Below are 24205 nucleotides of genomic sequence, written 5' to 3' on the forward strand. Positions count from 1 at the left end.
CGCCCGTTCCTGTGCCGCCTCACAGCAGCCCGTTTCCGAGGACCCGGCCTGCCAGCCCGATCACCACCGGCACGATGCCGAGGCAGAGGAAGGCGGGGAGGAAACAGAGGCCGAGCGGGCCCGCGATCAGGACCCCCGCGCGTTCGGCGCGCGCGGCGGCCGCGTCCTCGACCGCTGCCCTGCGCTGGCCGGCGAGTTCGGTGACGGCGGTGGCGAGTGCCGCGCCGGAGCGGGCCGAGCGGCGGGCCAGCCGGGCGAGGGCGTCGATCTCCTCGGCGCCGGGGCGGTTCGCACACTCGGCGGCGGCGCGCTGCCACGCGGTGCTCGCCTCCGCGCCGAGTGCGAGTAGTTCCGCGGCGCGGCGCAGGGCCTCGGCAACGACGGGTGGTGCCGTCGGGGCCACGGCTCTTGCCGCGTTCGCCATCGGGAGTCCGGCGCGGAGGCAGGCGGCAAGGAGGTCGAAGACGGAGGCGCCCGCCAGCGGGTCGGCGACGCTCTCGGCTTCGGGCTCCGCGTCGGGGCCGGGTGTGCGCAGCCGGCGCGCTACCGGCGGCCGCGATGGCGTGGCCAGCAGGGCGAGTGCGAGCAGCAGGAAGGGAGCGGGGATCAGCGCGTGGGTCATCCCGCTACTCCCCGGATTTCGGTGCCGGTCGAAGGAGCGGCCGGGCGAGAGCGCCGGTCCGAGAACTGACAGAGAGCAGTCATGGGAGTACCGATCGGGTGATGGCGTCGGTCCAGAGGAGACCTGCGCAGGCGAAGGTGGCGCCGAGGGGTAGGAGGATCGCTCCGGTGCCGGGGCCGAGGAGGACTTCGAGGGGCGCGGCGGCCATGAGGTGGCCGAGGGCGATGCCGAGAATCGGGAGGGCGGCGAGGACGGTGGCGGTGGCCCTGGCGCCTGCCAGGGCCGCTCTGGTGCGACTGCGGAAGCGGCGGCGGGCGTGCAGGTCGGTGCGGGCGGCGGTGAGGAGTTCGGCGAGGGCGAGGCCGTGTTCCTCGGCGATGCGCCACGCGGTGGCGATGCGGGCGAGTTCGGGGGCGATCGGGGAGGTGGGGCGTTCCAGGCCGTCGGCGGCGGAGCCGCCGAGCTTGCTGCGGCCCGCGGCCACCGCGAAGGCGGCGGCGGCTTCGCCGCCGGCGTCGGTGGCCGCGGACTCGGCGGCGGCGCCGGGGTGCGCGCCGACTCGCAGTTCGGCGACGACCAGTTCGAGTGCGTCGAGCAGCTCGGCGGAGCCGGTTTCCCGCGTGCGGTCGATGCGGGAGCGGCGGATCCGGAGCAGGACGGTGCACGCCAGAACTCCGGTGGCGATGGATGCGCCGACGCCGAGCAGGGCGGCGGCCGCGGTGGCAAGGAAGCAGGCGGCCTCGGCGCAGTGGTCGGCGAGGATGATCCGAAGCCTCCCTTGGCGCCTGCCACCGATGGCTCGCGCCGAACCACCGACGCCTGCCGGCGAACCGCTGGTGCCGCCCAGCGCACCGATAAGGCCGATCGGCGCACCGCTGATACCTGCTAGCGGTCCGCTGATGCCGGCCGCCGCACCACTACTGCCTGGCATCGAGCCGCCGATACCGAGCGATGACAGCCGCCGACGTGCGGCGGGCGGCGGCACCAGCAGCAGGGCGACTGCGAGACAGGCGAATGCGGCGCTCACGTCCACCACCCGGTGACCCCGCGCTCGGCCAGCAGCGCGCTCAGGGCGGGGGCGCCTGGCGTCGGCCCGTCCTCGGCACTCCACGCCGCCTCGATGCGGACCTCGGCATCGCCGCTCCTCCGCAGCACCCCGATCTCGCGCAATCGCCGCGATCCGTCGGCGCGCCGGTGCACGTGCAGCACCACCTGGACCGCGGCGGCGAGCTGGCTGTGCAGGGCGGCGCGGCCCATGCCGCCGAGTGCGGCGAGCGCCTCGAGGCGGGCGGGGACCTCGCGCGGTGAGTTGGCGTGCACGGTGCCCGCTCCCCCGTCGTGCCCGGTGTTCAGCGCGGTCAGCAGGTCGACGACCTCGGCGCCGCGCACCTCGCCGACGACGATCCGATCGGGGCGCATGCGCAGCGCCTGGCGCACGAGGTCGCGCACCGTCACGGCTCCCGCACCCTCCACATTGGCGGGGCGCGCGACGAGGCGGACCACGTGCGGGTGCGGCGGGGCGAGCTCGGCCGCGTCCTCGACGCAGATGATCCGTTCGCTCCGCGACACCGTGGCGAGCAGCCCGGAGAGCAGGGTCGTCTTTCCCGCGCCGGTGCCGCCGACGACCAGGAAGGCCAGCCGCGCCCCGATGATCGCGGTGAGCAGTTCCCGTGCCTCGGGGGCGACGGCGCCCGCGCGGGTGAGCGCGTCGAGCCCCTGGGTGGCCGGGCGCAGCACGCGCAGTGACAGGCAGGTGCCGCCGTGCGCGACCGGGGCGAGCACCGCGTGCAGCCGGACCCCGAAGGCGGCGCCGATTCCGGCCTCGTGGCCGGGGAGCTTGCCGTCGACCCACGGCTGCGCGTCGTCGAGGCGCCGACCGGCGGCGAGCGCGAGCCGCTGCGCCAGGCGGCGCACCGCGGCTTCGTCGGGGAAGGTGACGCTGGTGCGCTCCAGCCCGCCGCCGCGGTCGATCCAGACCGCGCCGGGGCCGGTGACCAGCACGTCGGCTACGGCCGGGTCGTGCAGCAGCGGTTCGAGTGCGCCCGCGCCGGTCATCTCGGTCTGCAGCAGCCGCAGGGCGCGCAGCAGGTCGGTGTCGCCGAGGACGCCGCCCGCCTCGGCTCTGATGGCGGCGGCGAGCTGCTCCGGCTCCGGTGCGCCGGTGCCGGTGGCGAGCCGCTCCCTGACCCGGTCGAGCAGTGCGGCGGTGACGAGGGCGCTCATCGGCCGCTCCGCTCGCCGAGTACGGCGAGAATGGCGTCGGCGGCCCTGGTGAGCGGGGTGCGGCGGCCGAGGCCGAGACCGCCGCGCTCCAGCCGCCCGGCGAGCCCCGGTTCGGCGCGGATGGCGGCGAGCAGCGGGAGGTCGAGCGCACCGGCGATCTCGGCGCCGCGCAGGTTGCCGGGTGCGGGGCCGCGGATCACCAACCCCTGGTTCGGGTTCCGGCGGCGGATGGTGGTGGCGACGGCGCCCGCCGCGGCGAGTGCCCGCAACCGGGCGGGAACCACGAGGACGACGAGATCGGCGGCGTCCAGCATCTGCTCGGCATGCGGCCCGCGCTCGCCCGATATGTCGCAGATCACGAGATCGCCTGCGGCGCGGCCTGCTTCGACGACGGCGTGGCTCGCGGCGGCGCCGATCGGGGCGGGCAACTTCCCGGCAGCGGGCCGGGCGCAGGAGAGCACGGCGAGGCCGGGCGCGGCGCTCGGCAGGGCGTTGTGCAGCGCGCTCGCGGCGACCCGCCCGTCTTCGATGGCGAGGTCGGCCCAGCGCGGCCCGCCCGCGGTTTCGATACCGAGCAGCAGGTCGAGGCCGCCGCCGAGCGGTGCGCCGTCGACCAGCACGGTGTGCCCGCGGAACCGCCGCGCGGCGGCGCGCAGGGCGGTGGCGGCGGCGAGGGTGGAGGCGCCCGCCCCGCCGACCGCGCCGGCGAGCGCGACGACGACGCCGTCGCCCGCGCGCGGCTCCGCGTGTTCAGCAAACTTCTGCACCAGTTCGACGGCCGCACCGGGCAGCGCGACCACCCGCTCGGCCCCGACGGCCGCCGCGGCCCGCCAATCCGGCAGCTCCGGTTCGCCCGCGGTGACCAGGACGACGCCGACCCGCCGCGGGTGCCCGGCCGCCGCGCAGCCGGTGGCAGCGGCGGTGTCGAGCACGACCAGCGGGGCCGCGCTCCAGGCATGTCTGCCGACCGGCGGCGTCAGCTCGGTGAGCGGCCGCTGGGCGGCTGCCGCGACCCGGCGCACCTCGGCGCGCAGGGCGCTCTCGGCCACCAGCGCAAGGGCGGGGGCGCCGCCACCGTTCTCGGTATCCATGCAGTTCAGCGTGGTGGAGCCGGGGAGGCCGCGACAGCCACCGCCAACCGAATGTGGATAACTCCGAGCCTGTGGACAACTCACCGACGGCCGCGCCGCGGCAACTGGGAGAAACCGGGTCACCCGGCTGGAAATAGAGGACGGCCCCAGCCGGGGGGGAGGAGGCTGGGGCCGTCGGGGTTCAGCCCCGGGGGGTCGGGCTGAACACGCCTGGAACGAATCCCAGGTACTGGCCATACTACACCCACGATCGGCACCGGACGCAAGTCCGACATGCCACATTCCCCGCCGCCGTGTCGCCCCGTGAGCGGCCCGGGAGCCGCTCACGCGCGGCCGTCCGGCGGCCTGGCAAACCCGCAGTGACACCTACTGCGCGCAGACCGGCACACTCGCGCCCGGCATGCCTATCCTGGACCGATGACGGCCGACGACCCCGCCGCGCGGAACGAGCCCCCGGATCGGGCCGGGCACGTGGCCGCGTTCTTCGATCTGGACAAGACGGTGATCGCCAAGTCCAGCACGTTCGTGTTCAGCAAGCCGTTCTACGCCCAGGGGCTGCTGAACCGGCGCTCGGTGCTGGAGAGCAGCTACGCGCACTTCCTCTTCCAGCTCTCCGGCGCGGACCACGACCAGATGGAGCGCATGCGCGCGCACCTCACCAGCATGTGCGCGGGCTGGGACGTGGAGCAGGTGAAATCCATTGTGGCGGAGACGCTGCACGAGCTGGTCGAGCCGCTGATCTACGCCGAGGCGATGGATCTGATCGCCGATCACCGCATCCGCGGGCACGACGTGGTGATCGTCTCGGCCTCCGGTGAGGAGATCGTGGCGCCGATCGCGGCGGCGCTCGGCGCCGACCACGTGGCGGCGACCAGGATGGTGGTCGCGGACGGCCACTACACCGGCGAGCTGGACTTCTACTGCTACGGCCCCGGCAAGGTGGCCGCGATCGAAAAGCTGGCCGCCGACAAGGGTTACGAGCTGGCGCGCTGCTACGCCTACTCGGATTCGGTGACCGATCTACCGATGCTGAGCGCGGTGGGGCACCCGACGGCGGTGAACCCGGACCGCGCGCTGCGCCGGGAGGCGACGGCGCGCGGCTGGCCGGTGCTGACCTTCTCGAACCCGGTGTCGCTGTGGTCGCGGTTCCCGAGCTCGTCGTCGACGGTGGCGGCCACCGCGGTGGTCGGGCTCGGCGCGCTGGTTGCGGGCGCGCTCAGCTACCGGCTGCTGCGCAAGCGGTAGAAACAGCCCGGCAAATCCGCTGGTCGAAGCCCTTGATGTGAGGGCGGTCACAATGTAAGAATGGGTGCCACGGGAAGGCGGAAGGCCAGGGCGGAGCCGGAAGAGAAGGCTCAGTCTCCCGACCTTCTTCCCCAGCACGGACGCCAGGTACCCACGCGGAGCGCGCCGCGAAAGGGCAGAAGCGTTGTGGGCCTGCGGGTTCCGGATTGGTGGCGGCAATGGCCTCGCACAGGTTGCGGGGATGAACCGCCGGAGTCCGGTCCATCCGCCGAGGCCGGAGAACACAACCCACCGAGCACGCTTGGTAGCCCGGTGATCCGTGCTCGCGGGCGGTGAGTCGATGTCGACACACCGCCCGCTGTGGTGTCCGGCTACTGTCCGGCAGCCGCGTCCGCGATCGAGGTGGCCTCGCGCGCACCGTCTTCCAGTCCGCCGCAGCAGAAGATGACCCAGCCGCCGACGGCCTCCGGCTCACCCGAGCCGAAGCCGGCGGCGGCGTCGCGGTAGGCCTGCCCGCGGCGCAGCCAGAACACCTCGGGCACGCCGAGCGCGTGCGGGTCGAGGCCGCTGGACACCGTGACCAGCCGGGCCGCGGCCCTGGCGACCACCCCGTCCGCGGTGCCGAAGGGGCGCAGCGCGAGCAGCTCGCCGTGCACCACCGCGGCGATCACCGGGGCGGGCGCGCTGGAGGTCAGCGCGATCTGGGCCAGCAGGTCGAGCCGCTCGGCGACCCCGGCATCGGCGCGCGGGCGGCCGAGCGCGGCCTCCTCGGTGAGGTCGGCGGCGGCGAGCAGGTGCAGCCGGGCCAGCGTCTGCAGCGGCGCCCGCTGCCAGGTGCCGGTCAGATTGCGCAGCGCGTCGCCGTCCAGCGCCTGCCCGACCCGCAGCGCGCCGGCCAGGATCGGGTCGTCGACCCGGCCGTCCACGCTGGGCAGGTCGGTGCTGCCGCCGTCGATGGCGGCCGACGAGCGGGCGGCGCGCACCGCGGCCTCGGCGGCGGTGGTCGGCCAGCCGCGCCGGTTGGTCTTGTGCCGGTGCACCGCGGCGAGCGCGTCGCGGGCACGGTCGGCGGCCGCGCGGACGCCGGGCAGGTCGACGAGGGGCTGCAGCGGGTCGGTCACGGGATACGAGGCTACCGGCGGCGCTCAGCCCACCCGCAGGTCCCGGCCGGGGATGGCGTCGAGCAGCGCGCGGGTGTACTCCTCGCGCGGGTTCTCGAAGACCTCGGCGGTGCTCGCCTCCTCCACCACCCGGCCGTCCCGCATGACCAGCACGTGGTCCGCGATCCGCCGGACGACGGCGAGGTCGTGCGAGATGAACAGGTAGCTGAGCCCGAGCTCGGCCTGCAGTTCGTCGAGTAACTCCAGGATCTGCGCCTGGACCAGCACGTCCAGCGCGGAGACGGCCTCGTCGCAGACCACGAGCTCCGGCGAGAGCGCGAGCGCGCGGGCGATGGCGACCCGCTGGCGCTGCCCGCCGGAGAGCTCGTGCGGGTAGCGGCGCAGCACGTCGGCCGGGAGCGCCACCCGTTCGACCAGGTCGCGGACGCGCTCCGCGCGCTCGGCGGGCGTGCCGACCCGGTGCGTGCGCAGCGGCTCCTCGATCGCCCGCGCGATGGTGAAGAGCGGGTCGAGCGAGCCGTACGGGTTCTGGAACACCGGCTGCATCCGGCGCCGGAAGTCCAGCTCGGCGGCGCGATCGAGACCGGTGACCGGGCGGCCGTCGAAGGTCACGCTGCCCGAGGTCGGCGCGAGCAGGCCGAGCACCAGGCGCGCGAGCGTCGACTTGCCGGAGCCGGATTCGCCGACCACCGCGGTGGTGGTACCGCGCACGACGCGGAAGGAGACGTCGTTCACGGCGTGCAGCGGCTCGGACCGCCACGGCACCCGGCCGCGCAGCGGGAAGGTCTTGACCAGGTGCTCCGCCACCACCACGTGGTCGGGCGGCGCCGCGGAATCCACCCTGGCCAGCACCGCGGCGCGTTCCCGCCGCACCGCACCGCGCCCGCTCGCCGGTGCGGGCGCCGCGGCCACCAGCCTGCGCGTGTACGGGTGCTGCGGCTCGCGCAGGATGCGCTGCGCCGGACCGGATTCCACCACCCGGCCGCGGTACATCACCGCGACGTGCTCGGCGCGCTCGGCGGCCAGCCCGAGGTCGTGCGTGATGAGCAGCACGGCGGTGCCGAGCTCGCCGGTCAGCCGGTCCAGGTGATCGAGGAGCTGGCGCTGCACCGTGACGTCGAGCGCCGAGGTCGGCTCGTCGGCGATGAGCAGTTTCGGGCGGCAGGCCAGCGCCATGGCGATCAGCGCGCGCTGCCGCATGCCGCCGGAGAACTCGTGCGGGTACTGCCCGGCCCGGCGCGCGGCGTCCGGCAGCCCGGCCTCGGCGAGCAGCTCGACGGCCCGCTCGCGGGCGGCCTTCCCCGTGGCGATGCCGTTCGCGGTCAGCGTTTCCCGAATCTGGAAGCCGACCTTCCACACCGGATTCAGGTTGGTCATCGGGTCCTGCGGCACCAGCCCGATCCCGGTGCCGCGGATCCCGACGATCGCGCGCTTCGAGGCGGTGGTGAGCTCGGTGCCGTCGAACTCGATCGAGCCGCCGGTCACCCGGCCGGTGCCGGGCAGCAGGTCGATGACGGCGTGCGCGGTGGTCGACTTGCCCGAGCCGGACTCGCCGACCAGCGCGACGGTCTGCCCGGGGTACACCGCGAGATTCACCCCGCGCACCGCGGCCGTCGTGCCGAAATCGACGTCCAGGTCGGAGATCCGCAGCAGCGGCCGGTCGCCGGTCATCGCACCCGCGCCCGCGGATCGAGCGCGTCGCGCACCGCGTCGCCGAGCATGATGAAGCTCAGCACCGTGACGGCCAGCGCGGTGGCCGGGTAGAAGAGGATCGGCGCGGTGCGGATCTCGCGCTGCCCGGTGGCGATGTCGCCGCCCCAGGAGACGATGGTGCGCGGCAGCCCGACCCCCAGGTAGGAGAGCGTCGCCTCGGTGACGACGAAGACCCCGAGCCAGAGCGTGGTCACCACGATGAGCGGGCCCGCCGCGTTCGGCAGGACGTGCCGGAGCAGCACCCGCAGCCGGGTGACGCCGAGCGCCTCGGCCGCCGTGACGTACTCGCTGTTCTTCGCCTCCAGCACCGCGCCGCGGGCGATCCGCGCCGCCTGCGGCCAGGTGAAGGCGGCCAGGATGAGGATCACCGTCCAGACCGTGCGCTGGGTGAGCAGCTGCATGAGCACGATGGCGGCCAGCATGAGGGGCAGCGCGTAGAAGATCTCCGCGATCCGGGAGACGATCGAGTCCAGCCAGCCACCGAAGAACCCGGCCAGCGCGCCGAGCGTGCCGCCGATCGCGACGAAGAGCAGGGTCGCGCCGAGCCCGGTGAGCACCGAGGCCCGCGCGCCGTAGACGGTGCGGGCGAAGATGTCGCAGCCCTGCCGGTCGAAGCCGAAGGGGTGGCCCGGCCCGCGCGGATCCATGCTGACATCGCCGTTGCAGTACCGCGGATCCTGGTCGGTGAAGAGCTGCGGAAAGGCCGCGACCAGCACGACGAGCACGATCAGCACCGCGGCGGCCAGGAAGACCGGGTTGCGGCGCAGCCTGCGCCAGGCGTCCAGCCAGACGCTGGTCGGGCCGCCGGAGAGCCGCACCTTGTCGGTGACCACCGGTTCGTCGTCGACGGGCGCGACGAAGTACTCCTGGCCGGGCCGTTTAGGCATAGCGGATCCTCGGGTCGAGCGCGGCGTAGAGCAGGTCGACCAGCAGGTTGGTGAGCAGGAAGATCACGATCAGCACGGTCACGAAGGAGACCACCGTCGGCGGCTCGACCCGGGTGATCGCCTGGTAGAGCGTGCCGCCGACGCCGGGGATGTTGAAGATCCCCTCGGTGACGATGGCGCCGCCCATGAGCGCGCCCAGGTCGGCGCCGAGGAAGGTGACCACCGGGATCATGGAGTTGCGCAGGATGTGCACGGTGACGACGCGCCGCCGGGAGAGCCCCTTGGCGGTGGCGGTGCGCACGTGGTCGGCGATCATGTTCTCCGCCACCGCGTTCCTGGTCAGCCGGAGCACGTAGGCGAAGGAGAGCGAGCCGAGCACGATGGCAGGGACCAGCAGCTCACCGAGGCTCGCCCGGCCGGAGACGGTGACCGGCGCGATCCCCCACTTCACCCCGAGCAGGAACTGGGCGAGAAAGCCGAGCACGAATACCGGCACCGCGATCAGCACCAGGCTGGCCACCAGCAGCGTCGAGTCGAAGAGCCTCCCCCTGCGCAACCCGGCGAAGAGCCCGAACAGCACCCCTAGGACGCCCTCGATCAGCACGGCGAGGAAGGCGAGGCGCAGCGTGATCGGGAAGGCCCGCGCCAGCTCCTCGCTGACCGGCCGCCCGGAGAACGTGGTGCCGAGGTCGAAGGTGACGATCCCCTTCAGGTAGAGCAGGTACTGCCCCAGGAACGGCTGGTCCAGGTGGTAGCGGGCGCGCAGTTGCGCCTCCACCGCGGGGGTGAGCGGCTTCTCCCCGGCCAGCGCCTGGATCGGGTTGCCCGGGATCAGGAAGACCAGGGCGTAGACCAGCAGGGTGGCACCGAGGAAAACCGGGATCATCTGCAGCAGCCGCCGCGCGACGTACCAGCCCATGCGCGGTTACTTCTCGATGTTCTCGAAGTCGAAGAGCCCGTTCCAGGCCAGTTCGGCGCGCTGCACCCGATCCGACCGCCCGGCCGCGGCCACGTAGTCGAAGACCGGGATGTCGGCCATGTCCCTGATCAGCAGGGCCTGTGCCTGCGCGATGATCCGGTGCGACTCGTCCTGGGTCGGCGCGGCCAGCGCGGCGTCGAGCAGCCGGTCCAGCTCGGGGTTGTCGTAGTCGACGTTGTTGGTCTCCGAGTAGCTGTAGTACTGCGAGGTCAGGAACTGCAGCATGGACGGGTAGTCGCCCTGCCAGCCGTAGCGGAAGGCGGTGCCGATGGTGCCCGCGTTCACCTCGTCGCGCACGTTCTTGAAGGTGGGCAGCGCGCGGCCGACCGCTTCGATGCCGAGCGTGTTCTTGACGCTGTTCGCCACGGCGTCGATCCAGGCCTGGTGCCCGCCGTCGCTGTTGTAGGTGATCTCGTATCGGCCGGACCACGGCGCGATGGCGTCGGCCTGCGCCCAGACCCGGCGCGCCTCCTCCGGGTTGTACCGGAAGACCTCGGCGCCGGGCAGGTTGCCGTCGAAGCCGGGCAGCGTGCTCGCGGTGAAGTCGCGGGCCGGGATCCTGGTGCCGTTGAAGATGTTCTGCGCGATCTGCTCCCGGTTGATCGCCATCGAGATGGCCCTGCGGCGCAGCAGCCCCTCTTCGCCGCCGAAGTGCGGCACCGTGGCCTGCACGCCGATGTGCTGGTTCTGCGCGGTGGGCTTGGTGATCGCGCGGTCGCCGAGATCCTGCTGGTAGCTGCCGAGCGCGCTGTCCGGCACGGTGTCGAGCGCGTCCAGGTTGCCCGCCTGCAGGTCGGCGTAGGCGGTGTCGAAGGACTGGTACATGACGAAGCGCAGGCCCTTGTTCTTCGCCGGGCGGCCGCCCGGGTAGTCCGGGTTCGGCTTCAGGTCGATCTGCACATTGTGCTGCCAGGCACCGGTGTCGCTGAACATGTACGGGCCGTTGCCGATCGGGTTCTCGCCGAACGCCCGCATGTCCCGGAAGGCCGCCTCGGGCAGCGGGTAGAAGGGGGCGTAGCCGAGCTGGGACTCGAAGTCGATCGACGGCTGCTTCAGCTCGACGGTGAAGGTGCGGTCGTCCACCACCTTCAGCCCGGCCATGGTGGTCTGCGTCGGGTTCTCGGCGGCCACCTCGTCGAAGCCGACGATCGGGGTGAAGACGTAGTTCTGCAGCTGGGCATTGGTGCTCAGCGCGCCGTAGTTCCAGGCGTCCACGAAGGACTTCGCGGTGACCGGGGTGCCGTCGGTGAAGGTCCAGCCCGGCTTCAGGGTGATCCGGTAGCTGCGCCGGTCGGCGGTCTCGATGGACTGCGCCAGCTCGTCGTGCGCCTCCCCGTCGGCGTCGTAGTACTTGAGCCCGGCGAAGAGCCGGTCGACGACACGGCCGCCCTGGTTCTCGTTGGTGTTCGTGGGGACCAGCGGGTTCTGCGGCTCACCGCCGTTGACGGTGACGAACTCGGTCTCCGTCGAGCCGCTGGAGCAGGCGGTCGCGGCGAGCCCGAGCACGAGCACTCCGGCGGCCAGCAGGGCGGTGATTCGTATCGATCGCAACGCATCTCCCCGTTTCGCGGTGATCGAGAACTTGGTCATGGACAGTATCGACACGGGCCGCGCTTGTCAGGGTAACTACTGTCGATGCCGAGCGAACCACGGAAGGGCGAGACGAGATGACCGAGAATCCCGAACACCAGGCTTCCTACGCACCGTCCGCGGAGTTCGCGGCCTCGGCCAACGCGGGCGCCGAGCTCGCCGAGCGGGCGGCGGCGGACCGGCTCGCCTTCTGGGCCGAGCAGGCCGACCGGCTGCACTGGGAGCAGAAGTGGACCGACGTGCTGGACTGGTCCGGCGCGCCGGTGGCCAAATGGTTCGTCGGGGGCAAGCTCAACGTCGCCTACAACTGCGTCGATCGCCACGTCGACGACGGCCACGGCGAGCAGGTCGCCATCCACTGGGAGGGCGAGCCGGGCGATTCCCGCGACATCACCTACGCGGAGCTGCGCGACGAGGTGAGCCGGGCGGCCAACTACCTCACCGAACTCGGGCTAGAGGCGGGCGACCGGGTCGCCATCTACATGCCGATGATTCCCGAGGCGATCGTGGCCATTCTGGCCAGCGCCCGGCTCGGGCTGACCCACTCGGTGGTCTTCGCCGGCTTCTCCCCCTCGGCGCTGCGACAGCGCGTGGACGACGCCAGCGCGCGGCTGGTGATTACCACCGACGGCCAGTGGCGGCGCGGCAAGGCGGCCCCGCTCAAGGAGGCCGTCGACGAGGCGTTGTACGCGAACGGCGATGTGCCGCACAGCGTCGAGCACGTGCTCGTCGTGCGCCGCACCGGGACCGAGGTGCCGTGGACCGAGGGTCGCGACCTGTGGTGGCACGAGACGGTCGCGAATGCCGACCCGCACCACGAGCCGCAGGCCTTCGACGCCGAGCACCCGCTCTTCATCCTCTATACCTCCGGCACCACCGGGAAGCCGAAGGGCATCCTGCACACCAGCGGCGGCTACCTCACCCAGGCCGCCTACACCCACCACTACGTCTTCGACCACAAGCCGGGGCAGGACGTCTACTGGTGCACCGCCGACATCGGCTGGGTCACCGGGCACAGCTACATCGTCTACGGGCCGCTGGCGAACCGGGCCACGCAGGTGGTCTACGAGGGCACCCCGAACTCCCCGGACGAGCACCGGCACTGGCAGATCGTGGAGAAGTACGGCGTCAGCATCTACTACACCGCGCCGACGCTCATCCGCACCTTCATGAAGTGGGGCAGGCAGATCCCGGACGCGCACGACCTGAGCTCGCTGCGCGTGCTCGGCAGCGTCGGCGAGCCGATCAACCCGGAGGCCTGGCGCTGGTACCGCACGGTGATCGGCAGCGGGAAGACCCCGATCGTTGACACCTGGTGGCAGACCGAGACCGGCGCGATCATGATCTCCCCGCTGCCCGGCGTCACCGCGGCCAAGCCGGGCGCCGCGCAGACCCCGCTGCCCGGCGTCTCCGCCCAGGTCGTGGACGAGGAGGGCAACCCCGTCGTGCTCGGCGAGACCGAGGCCAACGGCTACCTGGTGCTCGACCAGCCGTGGCCGTCCATGCTGCGCGGCATCTGGGGCGACATGGAGCGCTACCAGGCCACCTACTGGGACCGGTACGCGAAGCAGGGCTGGTACTTCGCGGGCGACGGCGCCCGGCTCGACCCGGACGGCGACCTCTGGGTGCTCGGCCGGGTGGACGACGTCATGAACGTCTCCGGACACCGGATCTCCACCGCCGAGGTGGAATCCGCACTGGTCGGACACTCCGGCGTGGCCGAGGCGGCCGTGGTCGGCGCCACCGACGACACCACCGGGCAGGGCATCGTCGCCTTCGTCATCCTCACCGCGTCCACCGAGAACACCGGGGACGCGCTGGTAAAAGAGCTCAAGGCCGAGGTATCGCGGGAGATCAGCCCGATCGCGCGGCCGCGCGAGATCCACGTGGTGCCCGAGCTGCCGAAGACCCGCAGCGGCAAGATCATGCGCAGGCTGCTGCGCGACGTCGCCGAGGGCAGGGAGCTGGGCGACACCAGCACCCTGGTCGACCCGTCGGTGTTCGAACAGATCAGGGCGGACAAAGCCTGAAGCCCCGACCGGCCCGGAGCGACGTCAGCGACGGCGCTCCCGGGTTCGGCGCTAGTGTTGCCGCGTGAGCGTGTCCATTCGCGCGCCGGGGAACCGGTGCGCTGGAATGAGACAACGCGGGTATGAGTACAGCGAGAGCCGGGACAGGGAGAAGGGTCGACCAAGTGAGCTTCACACAGGGCGGTAACGGAAACGACGCGCAGCGCGGCCGGTCGGTCACCGCCATCCCGCTCTCCGACGCCGACCCGGTCGGCTCGGCCAGCTTCGGCAGCCTGGTGCGCGATGCCACCGAGCAGATGTCGACGCTGGTGCGCGCCGAGGTCGAGCTCGCCAAGGCCGAGGTGACGGCGGAGGTCAAGAAGGGGCTGCAGGGCAGCGTCTTCTTCATCCTCGCGCTGACCGTGCTGCTGTTCAGCACCTTCTTCTTTTTCTTCTTCGTCGGCGAGCTGCTCGACGTCTGGCTGGCGCGCTGGGCCGCCTTCCTCATCGTCTTCCTGATCATGGTGCTGGCGACGGCGGTGCTCGCGCTGCTCGGCTATCTGCGGGTGAAGAAGCTGCGGGCGCCGGAGAAGACCATCGACTCGCTGAGGCAGGCCAAGACGGTACTGCCGGGCGGGCTCGGCGCGAGCCACGACGAGCCGAAGGCGCTCCGCAGCTGACCGACTAGGCTTCCGGGCGTGCCGGCGACCTTTCCCCCTGACCCGTCCAGCGTCCGCTACGCGGGCCCGTGGACGCACCGGGACGTCCGCGCCAACGGCATCCGCCTGCACATCGTTGAGGCGGCGCCGGAGCGGGTCGACGCCCCGCTGGTGCTGCTGCTGCACGGCTTCGCCGATTTCTGGTGGTCGTGGCGGCACCAGCTGACCGCGCTCGCCGATCTCGGGTACCGCCCGGTCGCGGTCGACCTGCGCGGCTACGGCGACTCCGACAAGCCGCCGCGCGGCTACGACGGCTGGACCACCGCCGGTGACATCGCCGGGCTGATCCGCGCGCTCGGGCACACCGACGCGACCCTGGTCGGGCATGCCGACGGCGGGCTCGGCTGCTGGACGACTGCGGTGCTGCACCCCCGGCTGGTGCGCTCGATCGCGCTGGTCGGCTCGCCGCACCCGGCCGCGCTCAAGCGCTCGGTGCTGCGCGACCGGAGGCAGCGGCGGCTCTGGCTGCCCGGCTTCCTCCGCTACCAGATCCCGCGCTACCCGGAGCGGCTGCTCACCAGGGACGACGGCGCGACGGCCGAGCGGCTACTGCGCACGCGCGCGGGCGCCGAGTTCACCGCGGGGCCGGAGTTCGCCGACACCGCCGAGCGGCTGCGCAACGCCATCCGGATTCCGGGCACCGCGCACTGCGCGCTGGAGTACCAGCGCTGGGCCTTCCGCAGCCAGTGGCGGCCGGACGGGCGGCGGTTCATGGCGACCATGCGGGAGCCGGTCCGGATCCCGGTGCTCGCGCTGCGCGGCGAGCGCGACCCGTACATCCTGCCCGCCACCTTCCACCGCGGCCGCGCGCTCGCGCCCGAGCGGCGGCTGGTCTCGGTGCCGCGCGCCGGGCACTACGCGCACCAGGAGAACCCGGAGTTCGTCACCGCCGAGCTGGCCAAGCTGCTCGGTTGACGGTGGCTCGCCGAGCTGCTCAGCTCAGGACGCAGGCTCCGGTGTCGACCGGGCTCGCCACCGTCGGCGCGGCGGCCAGCTCGTCGGCGACCTCGTCCAGGGTGAGCACGTAGCCGGTGTCGTCGTCGGTCACCGCGGCGCCGAAGACGATGCCGAGCACCTGCCCCCTGGTATCGACCAGCGGGCCGCCGGAGTTGCCCGCGCGCACCTGCCCGCGGACCGTGTAGACCTCGCGCTCCACCGTGCCGTTCCGGTAGATGGTCGGGCCGGTGAGGTCGAGCGTCTCCCTGACCCGTGCCGCGCTGGCCGTGTACGGCCCGCCGCCGGGGTAGCCGAGCACGATCGCGCTGTCCCCCGGCCGCGCCGCGCCCGGCGCCTGCGGCACCACCGGTGCCTGCAGCCCGGGCACCCGGAGCACCGCGACGTCCTTGGACGGGTCGAAGAGCACCACCTCGGCGTCGATCGGCCCGCGCGGCGTGTCCACCGCGACGCTGGTGGTGCCTGCCACGACGTGCGCGTTGGTCATCACCCGCTCCGGCGCGATCACGAATCCGGACCCCTCCAGCGCGCGTTGGCAGCTCGGCGCCACCCCGCGGATGCGGAGCACGCTCTGCTGCAGCGAGGCCGCGACCGGGCTCGCGAGCACCCCGGCGTCCGGCGGTTCGGCGGCCGCGATCGGGGTGCGGCCGAAGGGGCCGATCACGTCGGGCAGGCCGGAGGTGTTGAGCAGCTGGGAGAACTCGTTGGGCAGCTTGCGCAGCCAGTTCGGCGCGACCTGGTTGACGTCGGCGAGCACCCGCGAACCGTTGATCGCGGTCGCGACGGCGGGCTGCGACGAGGTGGCCAGTGGCAGCGCCAGCAGCCAGGCCGTCACCAGCACGGCGACCGCCTGCAGCACCGCGCCGACCGCGCTGTCCACCCCGCGCGCGACCGGGTTGTGCATCCCGCTGCGCGCGGCGCGGCCGAGCACCATGCCCGCGACCTCGCCGACGATCACCAGCACCACGATGAGCAGCACGCCCGCGAGCACCCGCGCCCTGCCCTCGTCCACGTGCAGCAGCAGGTGCGGCGCGATCAGGATGCCGGCGACCGCGCCGAGCACGACGCCGAGGAAGGCGAGCGCGGAGGAGACCGCGCCCTGCCGCCAGCCGGACGAGGCGGCGAGCAGCGCGAGCAGCAGCACGGCCAGATCGAGCCAGCCCGACGGACTCACAGCTCCATCCCCACGCTGGCGAGCGCGGCCGCCAGGTCGCGCACGTCGGAGCGGTCCCACTCCAGCTCCCAGCCCGCCGAGGTGATCAACCCGGCCAGGATGCCGCCGGTCAACCCCCAGACCAGCATGTTGTCCACGAGGAAGGCCGGGCTCTTGTACCCGAGCCCGCTGCGGACCAGGAACCGGTTCGCCGGGTCGAGCAGCTCGGCCATCGGCACCCGGACCACCCGCTCGGTCTCGCTGCGGTCGACGACGCCGACCGGGCTCGGCTCGCGCCAGTAGGCGACCACCGGGGTCACGTCGAAGCGCGAGGGCGGCACGAAGAGCGCGGGCAGCAGGGCCAGCGGGGCGACGCCGGCGGGAACCAGCCCGGTCTCCTCCTTCGCCTCGCGCAGTGCGGTGTACACCGGCCCGGAGTCGCCGGGGTCGACGCTGCCGCCGGGGAAGGCGATCTGGCCGCGGTGCTGCCGCATGGTGGCGGCGCGCTGGGTCAGCAGCACGTCGGCGTCGGCGGGCAGGCCGCCCGGGGCGGCGGGGTCGGGCTCGGGCGCTCCGGCGAAGAGCACGAGTACGGCGGCCTCGCGCGGCTTGCCGGTGATGGTCATGGCGCGGCGCAGGGTGCGGGCCAGGCTCAGGGTGTCGCCGGAATCGGGCGCGGACGGCACGGTGGTGGCGCGCAGCCACTCCGGAGCCGCGGCGGGGTCCGGGTCGGGCGCGGTGAAACCCTGGTTGTCCGGCGATCCGGACGCGGGCACGCTCATGGGACTACCTGTACCAGCAACACAACCCGCGCCGACCCAGTCATTCCCACCTTCATGCTGTGCCCGATGGGTATGACCGGGGGCCCTGCGTGGCTACGCTTCGCTACCGCCTTCGGGCCTGACCCGCTCATACCAAAACTCCCAGTTCGCCTGCGACAGTCCGCGCGACGTCGTCGGTGTCGGTGAAGCTGCGCACCACGACGTCGGCGACGGTGCCGTCCGCGCGCAGCAGTACCGAGATCGGCAGCACCGCCGGTGCGCCGACCGCGTTCCGCAGGGCGGCAGCGGGGTCGAGCACACCGGGCAGCGTGACGCCGAGACCGGTGAGCCGGCTGAGCGCGAACGCCTCCTCCGGGTCGCTGTGCACGGTCAGCACGGTCATCCTGTCACCCGCCCGCCCGGCGAACTCCTGCAGATGGGGCAGTTCCTTCGCGCAGGGCGCGCACCAGTAGGCCCACAGGTTCAGCAGCGCGGGTTTGCCGGCGAGTGCGGCGCGCAGGTCGACGGGTTTGCCGTCGGCGAGGCAGGTGAGGTTCAGCCCGGCGAGCGGGGTGGAAACTCCGGCGCCACCGGTCGGCGAGGCCGGCGCGCCCGGACACGGCGTCAGCCCCGCCGCCGCGCGCTCCGCCTGCGGCACCCCGGTCGCGGCGGGCGCCTCCCGACCGGCCGCAGGCGAGTCCGCGCTACGCGGCCACAGCGCGACAACCGCCGCCACCGCGACGATCACCGCGACGAGCGCGAGACGGGCGGCGACCGGCCACCGCGTCACCGGCCGGCCAGTTCGAGCAGGTGCGGCGCCTCCGGCCCCTTCACCAGCTTGGCGGCCACCTCGGGGTCGGTCGGGCCCGCGCCGTAGGACGGGCAGTCCTTGGCGAGCAGACAGGCACCGCAGGCGGGTTTGCGGGCATGGCACACGCGCCTGCCGTGGAAGATCACCCGGTGCGAGAGCATGGTCCACTCTTTGCGCTCGATCAGCTCCCCGATCGCGTGCTCGACCTTGACCGGATCCTCCAGCTCGGTCCAGCCCCAGCGCCGCACCAGCCGCCCGAAGTGCGTGTCGACGGTGATGCCGGGAACGTCGAACGCGTTGCCGAGGATGACATTGGCGGTCTTGCGCCCGATTCCGGGCAATTGCACCAATTCGTCCAGGGTGTGCGGAAGTTCGCCGTCGTGTCGCTCCAGCACCGCCTGCCCGAGCCCGATGAGCGAACTGGTCTTGTTCCGGAAGAAGCCGGTCGGCCGGATGAACTCCTCCAGCTCGGCGCGATCGGCCTCCGCGTAGGCGCGGGCGTCGGGATACCCGGCGAAAAGCGCGGGAGTGGTGAGATTCACTCTCTGGTCCGTGCACTGGGCGGAAAGAATCGTCGCCACCGCCAATTCGAGCGGCGTCCGGAAATCAAGTTCACAGTGCGCGTCCGGAAAGGCGAGGGTCAGCGTGCGATACATCCGCCGCGCCCTCCGTACGAGGCCCAGCCGTGTTTCCGGCTGTCGCGCCCTGGCTTTGCGGCGCGGCGCGGCGTCGCCGCCCGGCGTCGCCGCCGCCCCGGCCGTGGCGCGGGCGGAACCGTCGGCAGCGGCGGTGGAGGCGGGAGAACGCACGCGTCCACCATACGGAACCGCCCGACACTGTTGCCCTGCCAGTTCTCCCGCCGTGTTCCATCTGAGACCTCGACCGTGTTTACTGCTCGTCATGCAAGGACTCGCTGTGGTGCTCTTCCCAGTGGCGATGATGCTGTTCGCACTCGGCATGGAGCGGTTCGAGAGCCGCCTCCGCAAACTCGTCGAACCCGACGAGGAGGTCCAGCAGTACCTGGACAAGGCAAGCAATGCCGAGGTCAGCGAGCTGACCAAGCTGGGTCTCCCCGCCGCCGTCGCCCGGATGCGCAAGCGCCGCTCGCGCACCGAGGATCTCGACGTCGCCAGGGCGAGCTGAGCTCATCCCACCCCGCGTCCGGCCTGAGTGAGCCGGTCGCGCGGCCTTTCCATCACTCGTTCCGTCGACGTCCCGCAATCCGCTCTTTACGTGGTGTCTGTCACTGTCCGAGCCTCCCTCCGCGTAGACTCCGCTGGTGGCCGGGTCGATTCGGTCCCGGTACGGAAGCCATTTCCCAAAGGAGCACATTCGTGGACGAGGCCCTCGCCAGAGCAGGCATCTTCCAGGGCGTCGAGCCCACTGCGGTGGCCGCCCTCGCCAAACAACTCCAGCCCGTCGACTTTCCGCGCGGGCACATCATCTTCAACGAGGGTGAGCCAGGCGACCGGCTGTACATCATCACGACCGGCAAGGTGAAGATCGGCCGCCGCTCGCCGGACGGCAGGGAGAACCTGCTGACGATCATGGGCCCCTCGGACATGTTCGGCGAGCTGTCCATCTTCGATCCCGGCCCGCGCACCTCGACCGCGACCACGGTCACCGAGGTCCGCGCCGTCACCATGGATCGGGACGCGCTGAAGGCGTGGATCGACCAGCGCCCGGAGATCGCCGAGCAGTTGCTGCGGGTGCTCGCCCGCCGCCTCCGGCGCACCAACAACAACCTGGCCGACCTGATCTTCACCGACGTCCCCGGTCGCGTCGCCAAGGCCCTGCTGCAGCTCGCGCAGCGCTTCGGCACCCAGGAGGCGGGCGCCCTCCGGGTCACCCACGACCTCACCCAGGAGGAGATCGCCCAGCTCGTCGGCGCCTCCAGGGAGACCGTGAACAAGGCGCTCGCCGACTTCGCGCACCGCGGCTGGCTGCGGCTGGAGGGCAAGAGCGTGCTCATCTCCGATTCGGAGCGGCTGGCCCGCCGGGCCCGCTGACCCGGGCCAGCACAGCAGACAGCGCGCCGATGCGTAACCCGCACGGCGCGCTGTGCTGTGTCGTCAGTTGGCGCGCAGATAGTCCAGCTGGGCCTGCACCGAGCTGCGGGCCGCCGGCCAGAGTTTCTTGTCGACGTCCGCGTACACCTTGCGCACGACCGCCATCGGCCCGGCGTCCTCGCCCAGTTCGACGAGCGCGGCGCGCACCTGCTCCAGCCGCTGGTGCCGGTGCTCGATGTAGTACCGCAGCACCGGGCCCAGGTCCGGGTGGTCCGGCCCGTGCGCGGGCAGCAGCGGCCGCCCGTCGCCCGCGGCGAGCAGCCGATCCAGCGAGGCCAGGTAGTCGGCGAGCGCGCCGGGGCGGCTCTCCAGCACCGTCGTCCCGAAGCCGAGCACGGTGTCGCCGGAGAGCACCCCGTCCGCCAGCACGAAGCTCACCGAGTCGGTGGTGTGCCCCGGCGTGCCGAGCACCTCGATGCGGAGCCCGGCCGCCTCGATCACCTCGCCGTCGGCCAGCGCGGCCTCGGTGCCGCGCAGGAAGGTCGGGTCCTTGGCGCGCACCGTCGTCCCGGTCAGGTCGACCAGCCGATCGATGCCGCCGGTGTGGTCGTGGTGGTGGTGCGTGATCAGGGTCAGCGCGATCGCGCCGCCGGTGGCCTCGGCAATCGCGTCGACGTGCGCCCTGTCCTTCGGGCCCGGGTCGACCACCACGTACTCGGCGCTCTCCGGGGCCTTCAGGATCCAGGTATTGGTGCCGTCCAGGGTCATCTGGCCGGGATTGTCGGCGAGCAGCACCGACGCGTTCGGCGTCACCGTGCGCAGCTGCCCGTAAGCGGGATGGGTCAGGGTCATGGCACTCCCCCTGTGATTCGGATTCGATTCGCTTGTCAGCGGACCTCGGCGATGAGCTCCACCTCGACCGGGGTGTTGCGGGGCAGCTCGGAGACGCCGACGGCGGAGCGCGCGTGCGCCCCGGCGTCGCCGAACACCGCGCCGAGGAACTGTGAGGCGCCGTTGATCACCACCGGCTGGTCGCCGAAGCCGGGCGCGGAGGCGACGAAGCCGACGACCTTCACGATCCGCACGACCTCGTCCAGCCCGACCAGGTCGTGCACCGCGGCCAGCGCGTTCAGCGCGCAGAGCCGGGCGGCCTCGGCGGCCGCCTCGACGGTCACCTCGGCGCCGACCTTCCCCTCGACAACGAGTTTCCCGTCCACGAAGGGCAGCTGGCCGGAGGTGTAGACCAGGTTGCCCGAGCGCAGTGCGGGCACGTAGGCGGCGACCGGCGCGGTGACCGGCGGCAGCGTGGTGCCGAGCTTGGCCAGGTTCTCCCGCCAGGGCGTCACGGATTCGGCCACGGCTACTTCGCGCGCTTGAGGTAGGCCACGTGCTGCTCGCCGGTCGGGCCGGGCAGCACCGTCACCAGCTCCCAGCCGTCGGCGCCCCACTGGTCGAGGATCTGCTTGGTCGCGTGCGTCAGCAGCGGCACGGTCGCGTACTCCCACAGGGTGATTTCGCTCATGCGCAGAGCGTAACGGGACGCCACCGACGAGGGCAGACATGGCTCCGCCGCTGATCGGAAGTCCGTGATCGGGACATCTTGTACCCATTCGACCCGCCGGTGGCGCATCACACGGACGGACCGGTCTCCCGGCCTATAGGCTCGCTGGGGTGGAAGCACCAACAGCAGCGCCGACGACGGGCTGGCCGGAGCGGGCGACCCGCGCCCGGCTGCACTACGTCTCCGGCAAGGGCGGCACCGGCAAGTCGACGGTCGCCGCCGCGCTGGCACTGGCGCTGGCCAGGGGCGGGCGCCGGGTGCTGCTGGTCGAGGTGGAGAGCAGGCAGTCCATCGCCCAGCTGTTCGACCGGCCGCCGCTGCCGCCCACCGAGACCAGGATCGCCGCCGCGGACGGCGGCGGCGAGGTCTGGGCGCTCGCGCTCGACATCGAGCACGCCTTCCTCGAGTACCTGGACATGTTCTACAACCTCGGCTTCGCCGGCCGGGCCATGCGCCGGATGGGCGCCATCGAGTTCGTCACCACCATCGCGCCCGGGCTGCGCGACGTCATCCTCACCGGCAAGATCAAGGAGTGCGTGATCCGGGTGGATCGCGACACCGGCGAGCGGGTCTACGACGAGATCGTGGTCGACGCCCCGCCGACCGGCCGGATCGCGAGCTTCCTCGACGTCACCACCGCGATGGCCGAGATCGCCCGCGGCGGGCCGATCGCGAGCCAGGCCGAGGGCGTCTCGAAGCTGCTGCACTCGGACGAGACGCTGATCCACCTGGTGACGCTGCTGGAGGCGCTGCCGGTGCAGGAGACCGCCGACGCCGTCGCCCAGCTCACCGCGGAAGACCTGCGGATCGGCACGGTCATCGTGAACCGGGCGGGCCGCGGCTACCTGCCCGCCGAGCTGCGCGACGCGGTGGCCGACGGCGAACTCGACCGGGACGAGCTGCGTTCCGGGCTGGCCGCCGCGGGCATCACCCTGCCGGACGCGGACTTCGACGGCCTGGTCACCGAGACGGTCGAGCACGCGGCCCGGCTGCGCGCCCAGGACGACAGCGCCACCGAGCTGGCCGAGGTGGACGTGCCGCAGCTGTACCTGCCCGCGCTGCCCGACGGCATCGATCTCGGCGGGCTGTACGAACTGGCGGAGAAGCTCAGCGAGCAGGGGGTCCGATGACAACGCCGAGCACAGGTTCCCGGCTCGACGTCGCGGCGATCCTGGCCGATCCGAGCGCGCGCGTCGTCGTCTGCTGCGGCTCCGGCGGGGTCGGCAAGACCACGACGGCAGCGGCGATTGCGCTGCGCGCCGCCGAGCTGGGCCGCCGGGTCGTCGTGCTGACCATCGACCCGGCGCGCAGGCTGGCCCAGTCGCTCGGCGTCGCGGAGCTGGACAACGCCCCGCAGCGGGTGCAGCTCGGCCCCGAGGTCCCCGGCGAGCTGCACGCCATGATGCTGAACATGCGCCGCACCTTCGACGAGATGGTGCTCGAGCACACCAGCCCGGACAAGGCGAAGCAGATCTTCGCCAACCCGATCTACCAGACCGTCGCCTCCTCCTTCGGTGGAACGCAGGAGTACATGGCGATGGAGAAGCTCGGTCAGCTGACCGGCCGCAAGGACTGGGACCTGATCGTGGTCGACACCCCGCCCTCGCGGAACGCGCTCGACTTCCTCGACGCGCCCAAGCGGCTCGGCACCTTCCTCAACGGCCGGATGATCCGGGTGATCATGGCCCCCGGCCGCGGCGTCGGCCGCTTCGTCACCGGCGCGATGAGCCTGGCGCTCAAGGGCGTCTCCACGGTGGTCGGCGGGCAGCTGCTCAAGGACGCCTCGAACTTCCTGCAGTCGCTGGAGTCCATGTTCGGCGGGTTCCAGGAGCGGGCGAACCGCACCTTCGCGCTGCTGGCCGAGCCGGGCACGCACTTCCTCGTGGTCGCCGCCGCCGAGCCGGACGCGCTGCGCGAGGCCTCGTTCTTCGTCGACCGGCTCTCCACCGAGAAGATGCCGCTGGCCGGGCTGGTGCTGAACCGCACGCACCCGGTGCTGAGCGGGCTCTCCGGCGATCGCGCGCGCTCGGCGGCCGAGCAGCTCGGCGGCGACGCGGCGCTCACCGCCGCCGTACTGCAGGTGCACGCGCAGCGGGCGGCCACCGCGAAGCGCGAGCAGCACCTGCTGCAGCGCTTCACCGGAGCGCACCCGCGGGTGCCGATCGTCGCGGTGCGCGCGCTGCCCTTCGAGGTCTCCGACCTGGCGGCGCTGCGCGCGGTGGGGGATCAGCTGGCCGGGCCCCGCCCCACGGCCGACGTCCACCCCTGAACACGGGACCGAGCCCGCTACTGCGGGCTCGGATTCCGGGCTGCGGGCGATCCTGGGCTAGATCGCGATCTGGTGCTGCCGCTGGGCCTGGAAGAAATCGGCCCAGGAGGTCACCTCCGGATGCTGCTTGAGCAGCGCGCGCCGCTGCCGCTCGGTCATGCCACCCCACACCCCGAACTCGACCCGGTTGTCGAGCGCGTCGGCCCCGCACTGCATCAGCACCGGGCAGTGGCGGCAGATCGTGGCCGCCTTGCGCTGTGCCGCACCGCGAACGAACAGCTGGTCGGGATCGACTTCCTTGCATCGGGCCTCGGAGACCCAGGCGATCCGCGCCTCGGCCTGCTCCACGTTCAATCGAGCGATGGGGGTTGTCATGTGCATTTGTGTGCCCCTTTGCAGTCCGAACACCGAATGAACCGGCGCTCCGGAATCGCGTTCAGTACGCGGCAACCCAGACCCCGCTGCGCACTGCACCACATTCCACTTTG

25 protein-coding genes are annotated in these 24205 nt (G+C 72.4%); 8 read left to right on the top strand and 17 right to left on the bottom strand.

The window, feature by feature from the left end; translation table 11 throughout:
- Positions 1 to 19: 19 nt before the first annotated feature.
- The 4 genes from ACFUJ1_RS32450 to ssd all read right to left on the bottom strand — a co-directional run bounded on the left by ACFUJ1_RS32450 (position 20) and on the right by ssd (position 3936).
- The gene (locus ACFUJ1_RS32450; protein ID WP_378651138.1) at positions 20 to 622 is read right to left on the bottom strand and encodes a type II secretion system F family protein; all 603 of its coding nucleotides are present in this window, start codon (positions 620 to 622) and stop codon (positions 20 to 22) included.
- 79 nt (positions 623 to 701) lie between these two features.
- Complete coding sequence (locus ACFUJ1_RS32455) at positions 702 to 1649, bottom strand: type II secretion system F family protein (RefSeq protein ID WP_378651139.1); 948 nt, start codon at positions 1647 to 1649, stop codon at positions 702 to 704.
- Positions 1646 to 2845 (bottom strand): TadA family conjugal transfer-associated ATPase, encoded by a 1200-nt coding sequence (locus ACFUJ1_RS32460; protein WP_378651140.1) that lies wholly within the window; start codon positions 2843 to 2845, stop codon positions 1646 to 1648. The genes ACFUJ1_RS32455 and ACFUJ1_RS32460 overlap by 4 nt, the downstream gene beginning before the upstream one ends.
- Positions 2842 to 3936 (bottom strand): septum site-determining protein Ssd, encoded by a 1095-nt coding sequence (ssd, locus tag ACFUJ1_RS32465; protein WP_378651141.1) that lies wholly within the window; start codon positions 3934 to 3936, stop codon positions 2842 to 2844. Before ssd ends, ACFUJ1_RS32460 begins: the two co-directional genes overlap by 4 nt.
- Positions 3937 to 4353: 417 nt before the next feature.
- On the opposite strand from ssd, the gene ACFUJ1_RS32470 reads away from it, so the two are divergent.
- On the top strand, positions 4354 to 5181 hold the full coding sequence (locus ACFUJ1_RS32470; protein WP_378651142.1) for an HAD family hydrolase: 828 nt from the start codon (positions 4354 to 4356) through the stop codon (positions 5179 to 5181).
- Between the two features lie 371 nt (positions 5182 to 5552).
- Here ACFUJ1_RS32470 and ACFUJ1_RS32475 read toward each other — a convergent pair whose 3' ends face one another.
- The 5 genes from ACFUJ1_RS32475 to ACFUJ1_RS32495 are packed head-to-tail and all read right to left on the bottom strand — an operon-like array spanning position 5553 to position 11471.
- The gene (locus ACFUJ1_RS32475; protein ID WP_378651143.1) at positions 5553 to 6302 is read right to left on the bottom strand and encodes an oxidoreductase; all 750 of its coding nucleotides are present in this window, start codon (positions 6300 to 6302) and stop codon (positions 5553 to 5555) included.
- A 24-nt stretch (positions 6303 to 6326) separates the two neighbouring features.
- Positions 6327 to 7973 (bottom strand): ABC transporter ATP-binding protein, encoded by a 1647-nt coding sequence (locus ACFUJ1_RS32480; protein WP_378651144.1) that lies wholly within the window; start codon positions 7971 to 7973, stop codon positions 6327 to 6329.
- Complete coding sequence (locus ACFUJ1_RS32485) at positions 7970 to 8902, bottom strand: ABC transporter permease (protein ID WP_378651145.1); 933 nt, start codon at positions 8900 to 8902, stop codon at positions 7970 to 7972. The genes ACFUJ1_RS32480 and ACFUJ1_RS32485 overlap by 4 nt, the downstream gene beginning before the upstream one ends.
- On the bottom strand, positions 8895 to 9821 hold the full coding sequence (locus ACFUJ1_RS32490; RefSeq protein ID WP_378651146.1) for an ABC transporter permease: 927 nt from the start codon (positions 9819 to 9821) through the stop codon (positions 8895 to 8897). Before ACFUJ1_RS32490 ends, ACFUJ1_RS32485 begins: the two co-directional genes overlap by 8 nt.
- Positions 9822 to 9827: 6 nt before the next feature.
- Positions 9828 to 11471: an ABC transporter substrate-binding protein gene (locus ACFUJ1_RS32495; protein ID WP_378651147.1), complete on the bottom strand. Its 1644-nt coding sequence runs from the start codon at positions 11469 to 11471 to the stop codon at positions 9828 to 9830.
- 77 nt (positions 11472 to 11548) lie between these two features.
- Between ACFUJ1_RS32495 and acs the strand changes: the two genes are divergently transcribed.
- The 3 genes from acs to ACFUJ1_RS32510 all read left to right on the top strand — a co-directional run bounded on the left by acs (position 11549) and on the right by ACFUJ1_RS32510 (position 15114).
- The gene (gene acs, locus ACFUJ1_RS32500) at positions 11549 to 13501 is read left to right on the top strand and encodes an acetate--CoA ligase (RefSeq protein WP_378651148.1); all 1953 of its coding nucleotides are present in this window, start codon (positions 11549 to 11551) and stop codon (positions 13499 to 13501) included.
- 164 nt (positions 13502 to 13665) lie between these two features.
- Positions 13666 to 14160, top strand: a complete 495-nt coding sequence (locus ACFUJ1_RS32505) for a phage holin family protein (protein WP_378651149.1) — start codon at positions 13666 to 13668, stop codon at positions 14158 to 14160.
- Positions 14161 to 14178: 18 nt separating this feature from the next.
- Positions 14179 to 15114, top strand: a complete 936-nt coding sequence (locus tag ACFUJ1_RS32510) for an alpha/beta fold hydrolase (protein WP_378651150.1) — start codon at positions 14179 to 14181, stop codon at positions 15112 to 15114.
- Positions 15115 to 15133: 19 nt separating this feature from the next.
- Here the strand turns inward: ACFUJ1_RS32510 and ACFUJ1_RS32515 are convergent, their stop codons facing one another.
- From ACFUJ1_RS32515 to nth, 4 genes are all read right to left on the bottom strand, one after another.
- Entirely contained in the window at positions 15134 to 16327 is a 1194-nt protein-coding gene (locus ACFUJ1_RS32515) for a MarP family serine protease (RefSeq protein WP_378651151.1), read from the bottom strand.
- A complete protein-coding gene (locus ACFUJ1_RS32520) occupies positions 16324 to 17082 on the bottom strand; it encodes an NUDIX hydrolase (RefSeq protein ID WP_378651171.1) in 759 nt (252 codons plus the stop codon). The genes ACFUJ1_RS32515 and ACFUJ1_RS32520 overlap by 4 nt, the downstream gene beginning before the upstream one ends.
- 133 nt (positions 17083 to 17215) lie before the next feature.
- The gene (locus tag ACFUJ1_RS32525) at positions 17216 to 17857 is read right to left on the bottom strand and encodes a TlpA family protein disulfide reductase (RefSeq protein WP_378651152.1); all 642 of its coding nucleotides are present in this window, start codon (positions 17855 to 17857) and stop codon (positions 17216 to 17218) included.
- The gene (nth, locus tag ACFUJ1_RS32530; protein ID WP_378651172.1) at positions 17854 to 18561 is read right to left on the bottom strand and encodes an endonuclease III; all 708 of its coding nucleotides are present in this window, start codon (positions 18559 to 18561) and stop codon (positions 17854 to 17856) included. Before nth ends, ACFUJ1_RS32525 begins: the two co-directional genes overlap by 4 nt.
- Positions 18562 to 18793: 232 nt before the next feature.
- On the opposite strand from nth, the gene ACFUJ1_RS32535 reads away from it, so the two are divergent.
- Together ACFUJ1_RS32535 and ACFUJ1_RS32540 are read left to right on the top strand one after the other, a co-directional pair.
- Positions 18794 to 19021, top strand: coding sequence for a hypothetical protein (locus tag ACFUJ1_RS32535; RefSeq protein ID WP_084505189.1), 228 nt, complete (start codon positions 18794 to 18796; stop codon positions 19019 to 19021).
- Between the two features lie 191 nt (positions 19022 to 19212).
- Positions 19213 to 19887 (top strand): Crp/Fnr family transcriptional regulator, encoded by a 675-nt coding sequence (locus ACFUJ1_RS32540; RefSeq protein WP_067648128.1) that lies wholly within the window; start codon positions 19213 to 19215, stop codon positions 19885 to 19887.
- A 63-nt stretch (positions 19888 to 19950) separates the two neighbouring features.
- On the opposite strand, the gene ACFUJ1_RS32545 is transcribed toward ACFUJ1_RS32540, so the two are convergent.
- From ACFUJ1_RS32545 to ACFUJ1_RS32555, 3 genes are read right to left on the bottom strand one after another with little or no spacing between them, the layout of a single operon-like run.
- Entirely contained in the window at positions 19951 to 20739 is a 789-nt protein-coding gene (locus tag ACFUJ1_RS32545) for an MBL fold metallo-hydrolase (protein ID WP_378651153.1), read from the bottom strand.
- A gap of 35 nt (positions 20740 to 20774) precedes the next feature.
- Positions 20775 to 21245, bottom strand: coding sequence for a RidA family protein (locus ACFUJ1_RS32550; protein ID WP_233015605.1), 471 nt, complete (start codon positions 21243 to 21245; stop codon positions 20775 to 20777).
- A gap of 2 nt (positions 21246 to 21247) precedes the next feature.
- Positions 21248 to 21409, bottom strand: a complete 162-nt coding sequence (locus ACFUJ1_RS32555) for a hypothetical protein (protein WP_378613738.1) — start codon at positions 21407 to 21409, stop codon at positions 21248 to 21250.
- Between the two features lie 149 nt (positions 21410 to 21558).
- Here ACFUJ1_RS32555 and ACFUJ1_RS32560 point away from each other — a divergent pair, with 149 nt between their 5' ends.
- Positions 21559 to 22578, top strand: a complete 1020-nt coding sequence (locus ACFUJ1_RS32560; RefSeq protein ID WP_378651154.1) for an ArsA-related P-loop ATPase — start codon at positions 21559 to 21561, stop codon at positions 22576 to 22578.
- Positions 22575 to 23717, top strand: coding sequence for an ArsA family ATPase (locus ACFUJ1_RS32565; protein ID WP_378651155.1), 1143 nt, complete (start codon positions 22575 to 22577; stop codon positions 23715 to 23717). Before ACFUJ1_RS32560 ends, ACFUJ1_RS32565 begins: the two co-directional genes overlap by 4 nt.
- Before the next feature lie 57 nt (positions 23718 to 23774).
- Here the strand turns inward: ACFUJ1_RS32565 and ACFUJ1_RS32570 are convergent, their stop codons facing one another.
- Positions 23775 to 24098 carry a WhiB family transcriptional regulator gene (locus tag ACFUJ1_RS32570; protein WP_067648142.1) on the bottom strand — a complete coding sequence of 108 codons (324 nt, stop codon included), beginning with the start codon at positions 24096 to 24098 and terminating at the stop codon, positions 23775 to 23777.
- Between the last annotated feature and the right edge of the window lie 107 nt (positions 24099 to 24205).

This window comes from Nocardia sp. NPDC057227 (assembly GCF_042669725.1).
Taxonomy (GTDB): domain Bacteria; phylum Actinomycetota; class Actinomycetes; order Mycobacteriales; family Mycobacteriaceae; genus Nocardia; species Nocardia asteroides_A.

Bases quoted from the DNA above. Each gene is read 5' to 3' on its own strand.
- ssd (WP_378651141.1), bottom strand. From the start codon at position 3,936: ATGGATACCGAGAACGGTGGCGGCGCCCCCGCCCTTGCGCTGGTGGCC.
- ACFUJ1_RS32450 (WP_378651138.1), bottom strand. From the start codon at position 622: ATGACCCACGCGCTGATCCCCGCTCCCTTCCTGCTGCTCGCACTCGCC.
- ACFUJ1_RS32545 (WP_378651153.1), bottom strand. From the start codon at position 20,739: ATGACCCTGACCCATCCCGCTTACGGGCAGCTGCGCACGGTGACGCCG.
- ACFUJ1_RS32565 (WP_378651155.1), top strand. From the start codon at position 22,575: ATGACAACGCCGAGCACAGGTTCCCGGCTCGACGTCGCGGCGATCCTG.
- ACFUJ1_RS32470 (WP_378651142.1), top strand. From the start codon at position 4,354: ATGACGGCCGACGACCCCGCCGCGCGGAACGAGCCCCCGGATCGGGCC.
- acs (WP_378651148.1), top strand. From the start codon at position 11,549: ATGACCGAGAATCCCGAACACCAGGCTTCCTACGCACCGTCCGCGGAG.
- ACFUJ1_RS32490 (WP_378651146.1), bottom strand. From the start codon at position 9,821: ATGGGCTGGTACGTCGCGCGGCGGCTGCTGCAGATGATCCCGGTTTTC.
- ACFUJ1_RS32570 (WP_067648142.1), bottom strand. From the start codon at position 24,098: ATGCACATGACAACCCCCATCGCTCGATTGAACGTGGAGCAGGCCGAG.
- ACFUJ1_RS32480 (WP_378651144.1), bottom strand. From the start codon at position 7,973: ATGACCGGCGACCGGCCGCTGCTGCGGATCTCCGACCTGGACGTCGAT.
- ACFUJ1_RS32555 (WP_378613738.1), bottom strand. From the start codon at position 21,409: ATGAGCGAAATCACCCTGTGGGAGTACGCGACCGTGCCGCTGCTGACG.
- ACFUJ1_RS32485 (WP_378651145.1), bottom strand. From the start codon at position 8,902: ATGCCTAAACGGCCCGGCCAGGAGTACTTCGTCGCGCCCGTCGACGAC.
- ACFUJ1_RS32495 (WP_378651147.1), bottom strand. From the start codon at position 11,471: ATGACCAAGTTCTCGATCACCGCGAAACGGGGAGATGCGTTGCGATCG.
- ACFUJ1_RS32460 (WP_378651140.1), bottom strand. From the start codon at position 2,845: ATGAGCGCCCTCGTCACCGCCGCACTGCTCGACCGGGTCAGGGAGCGG.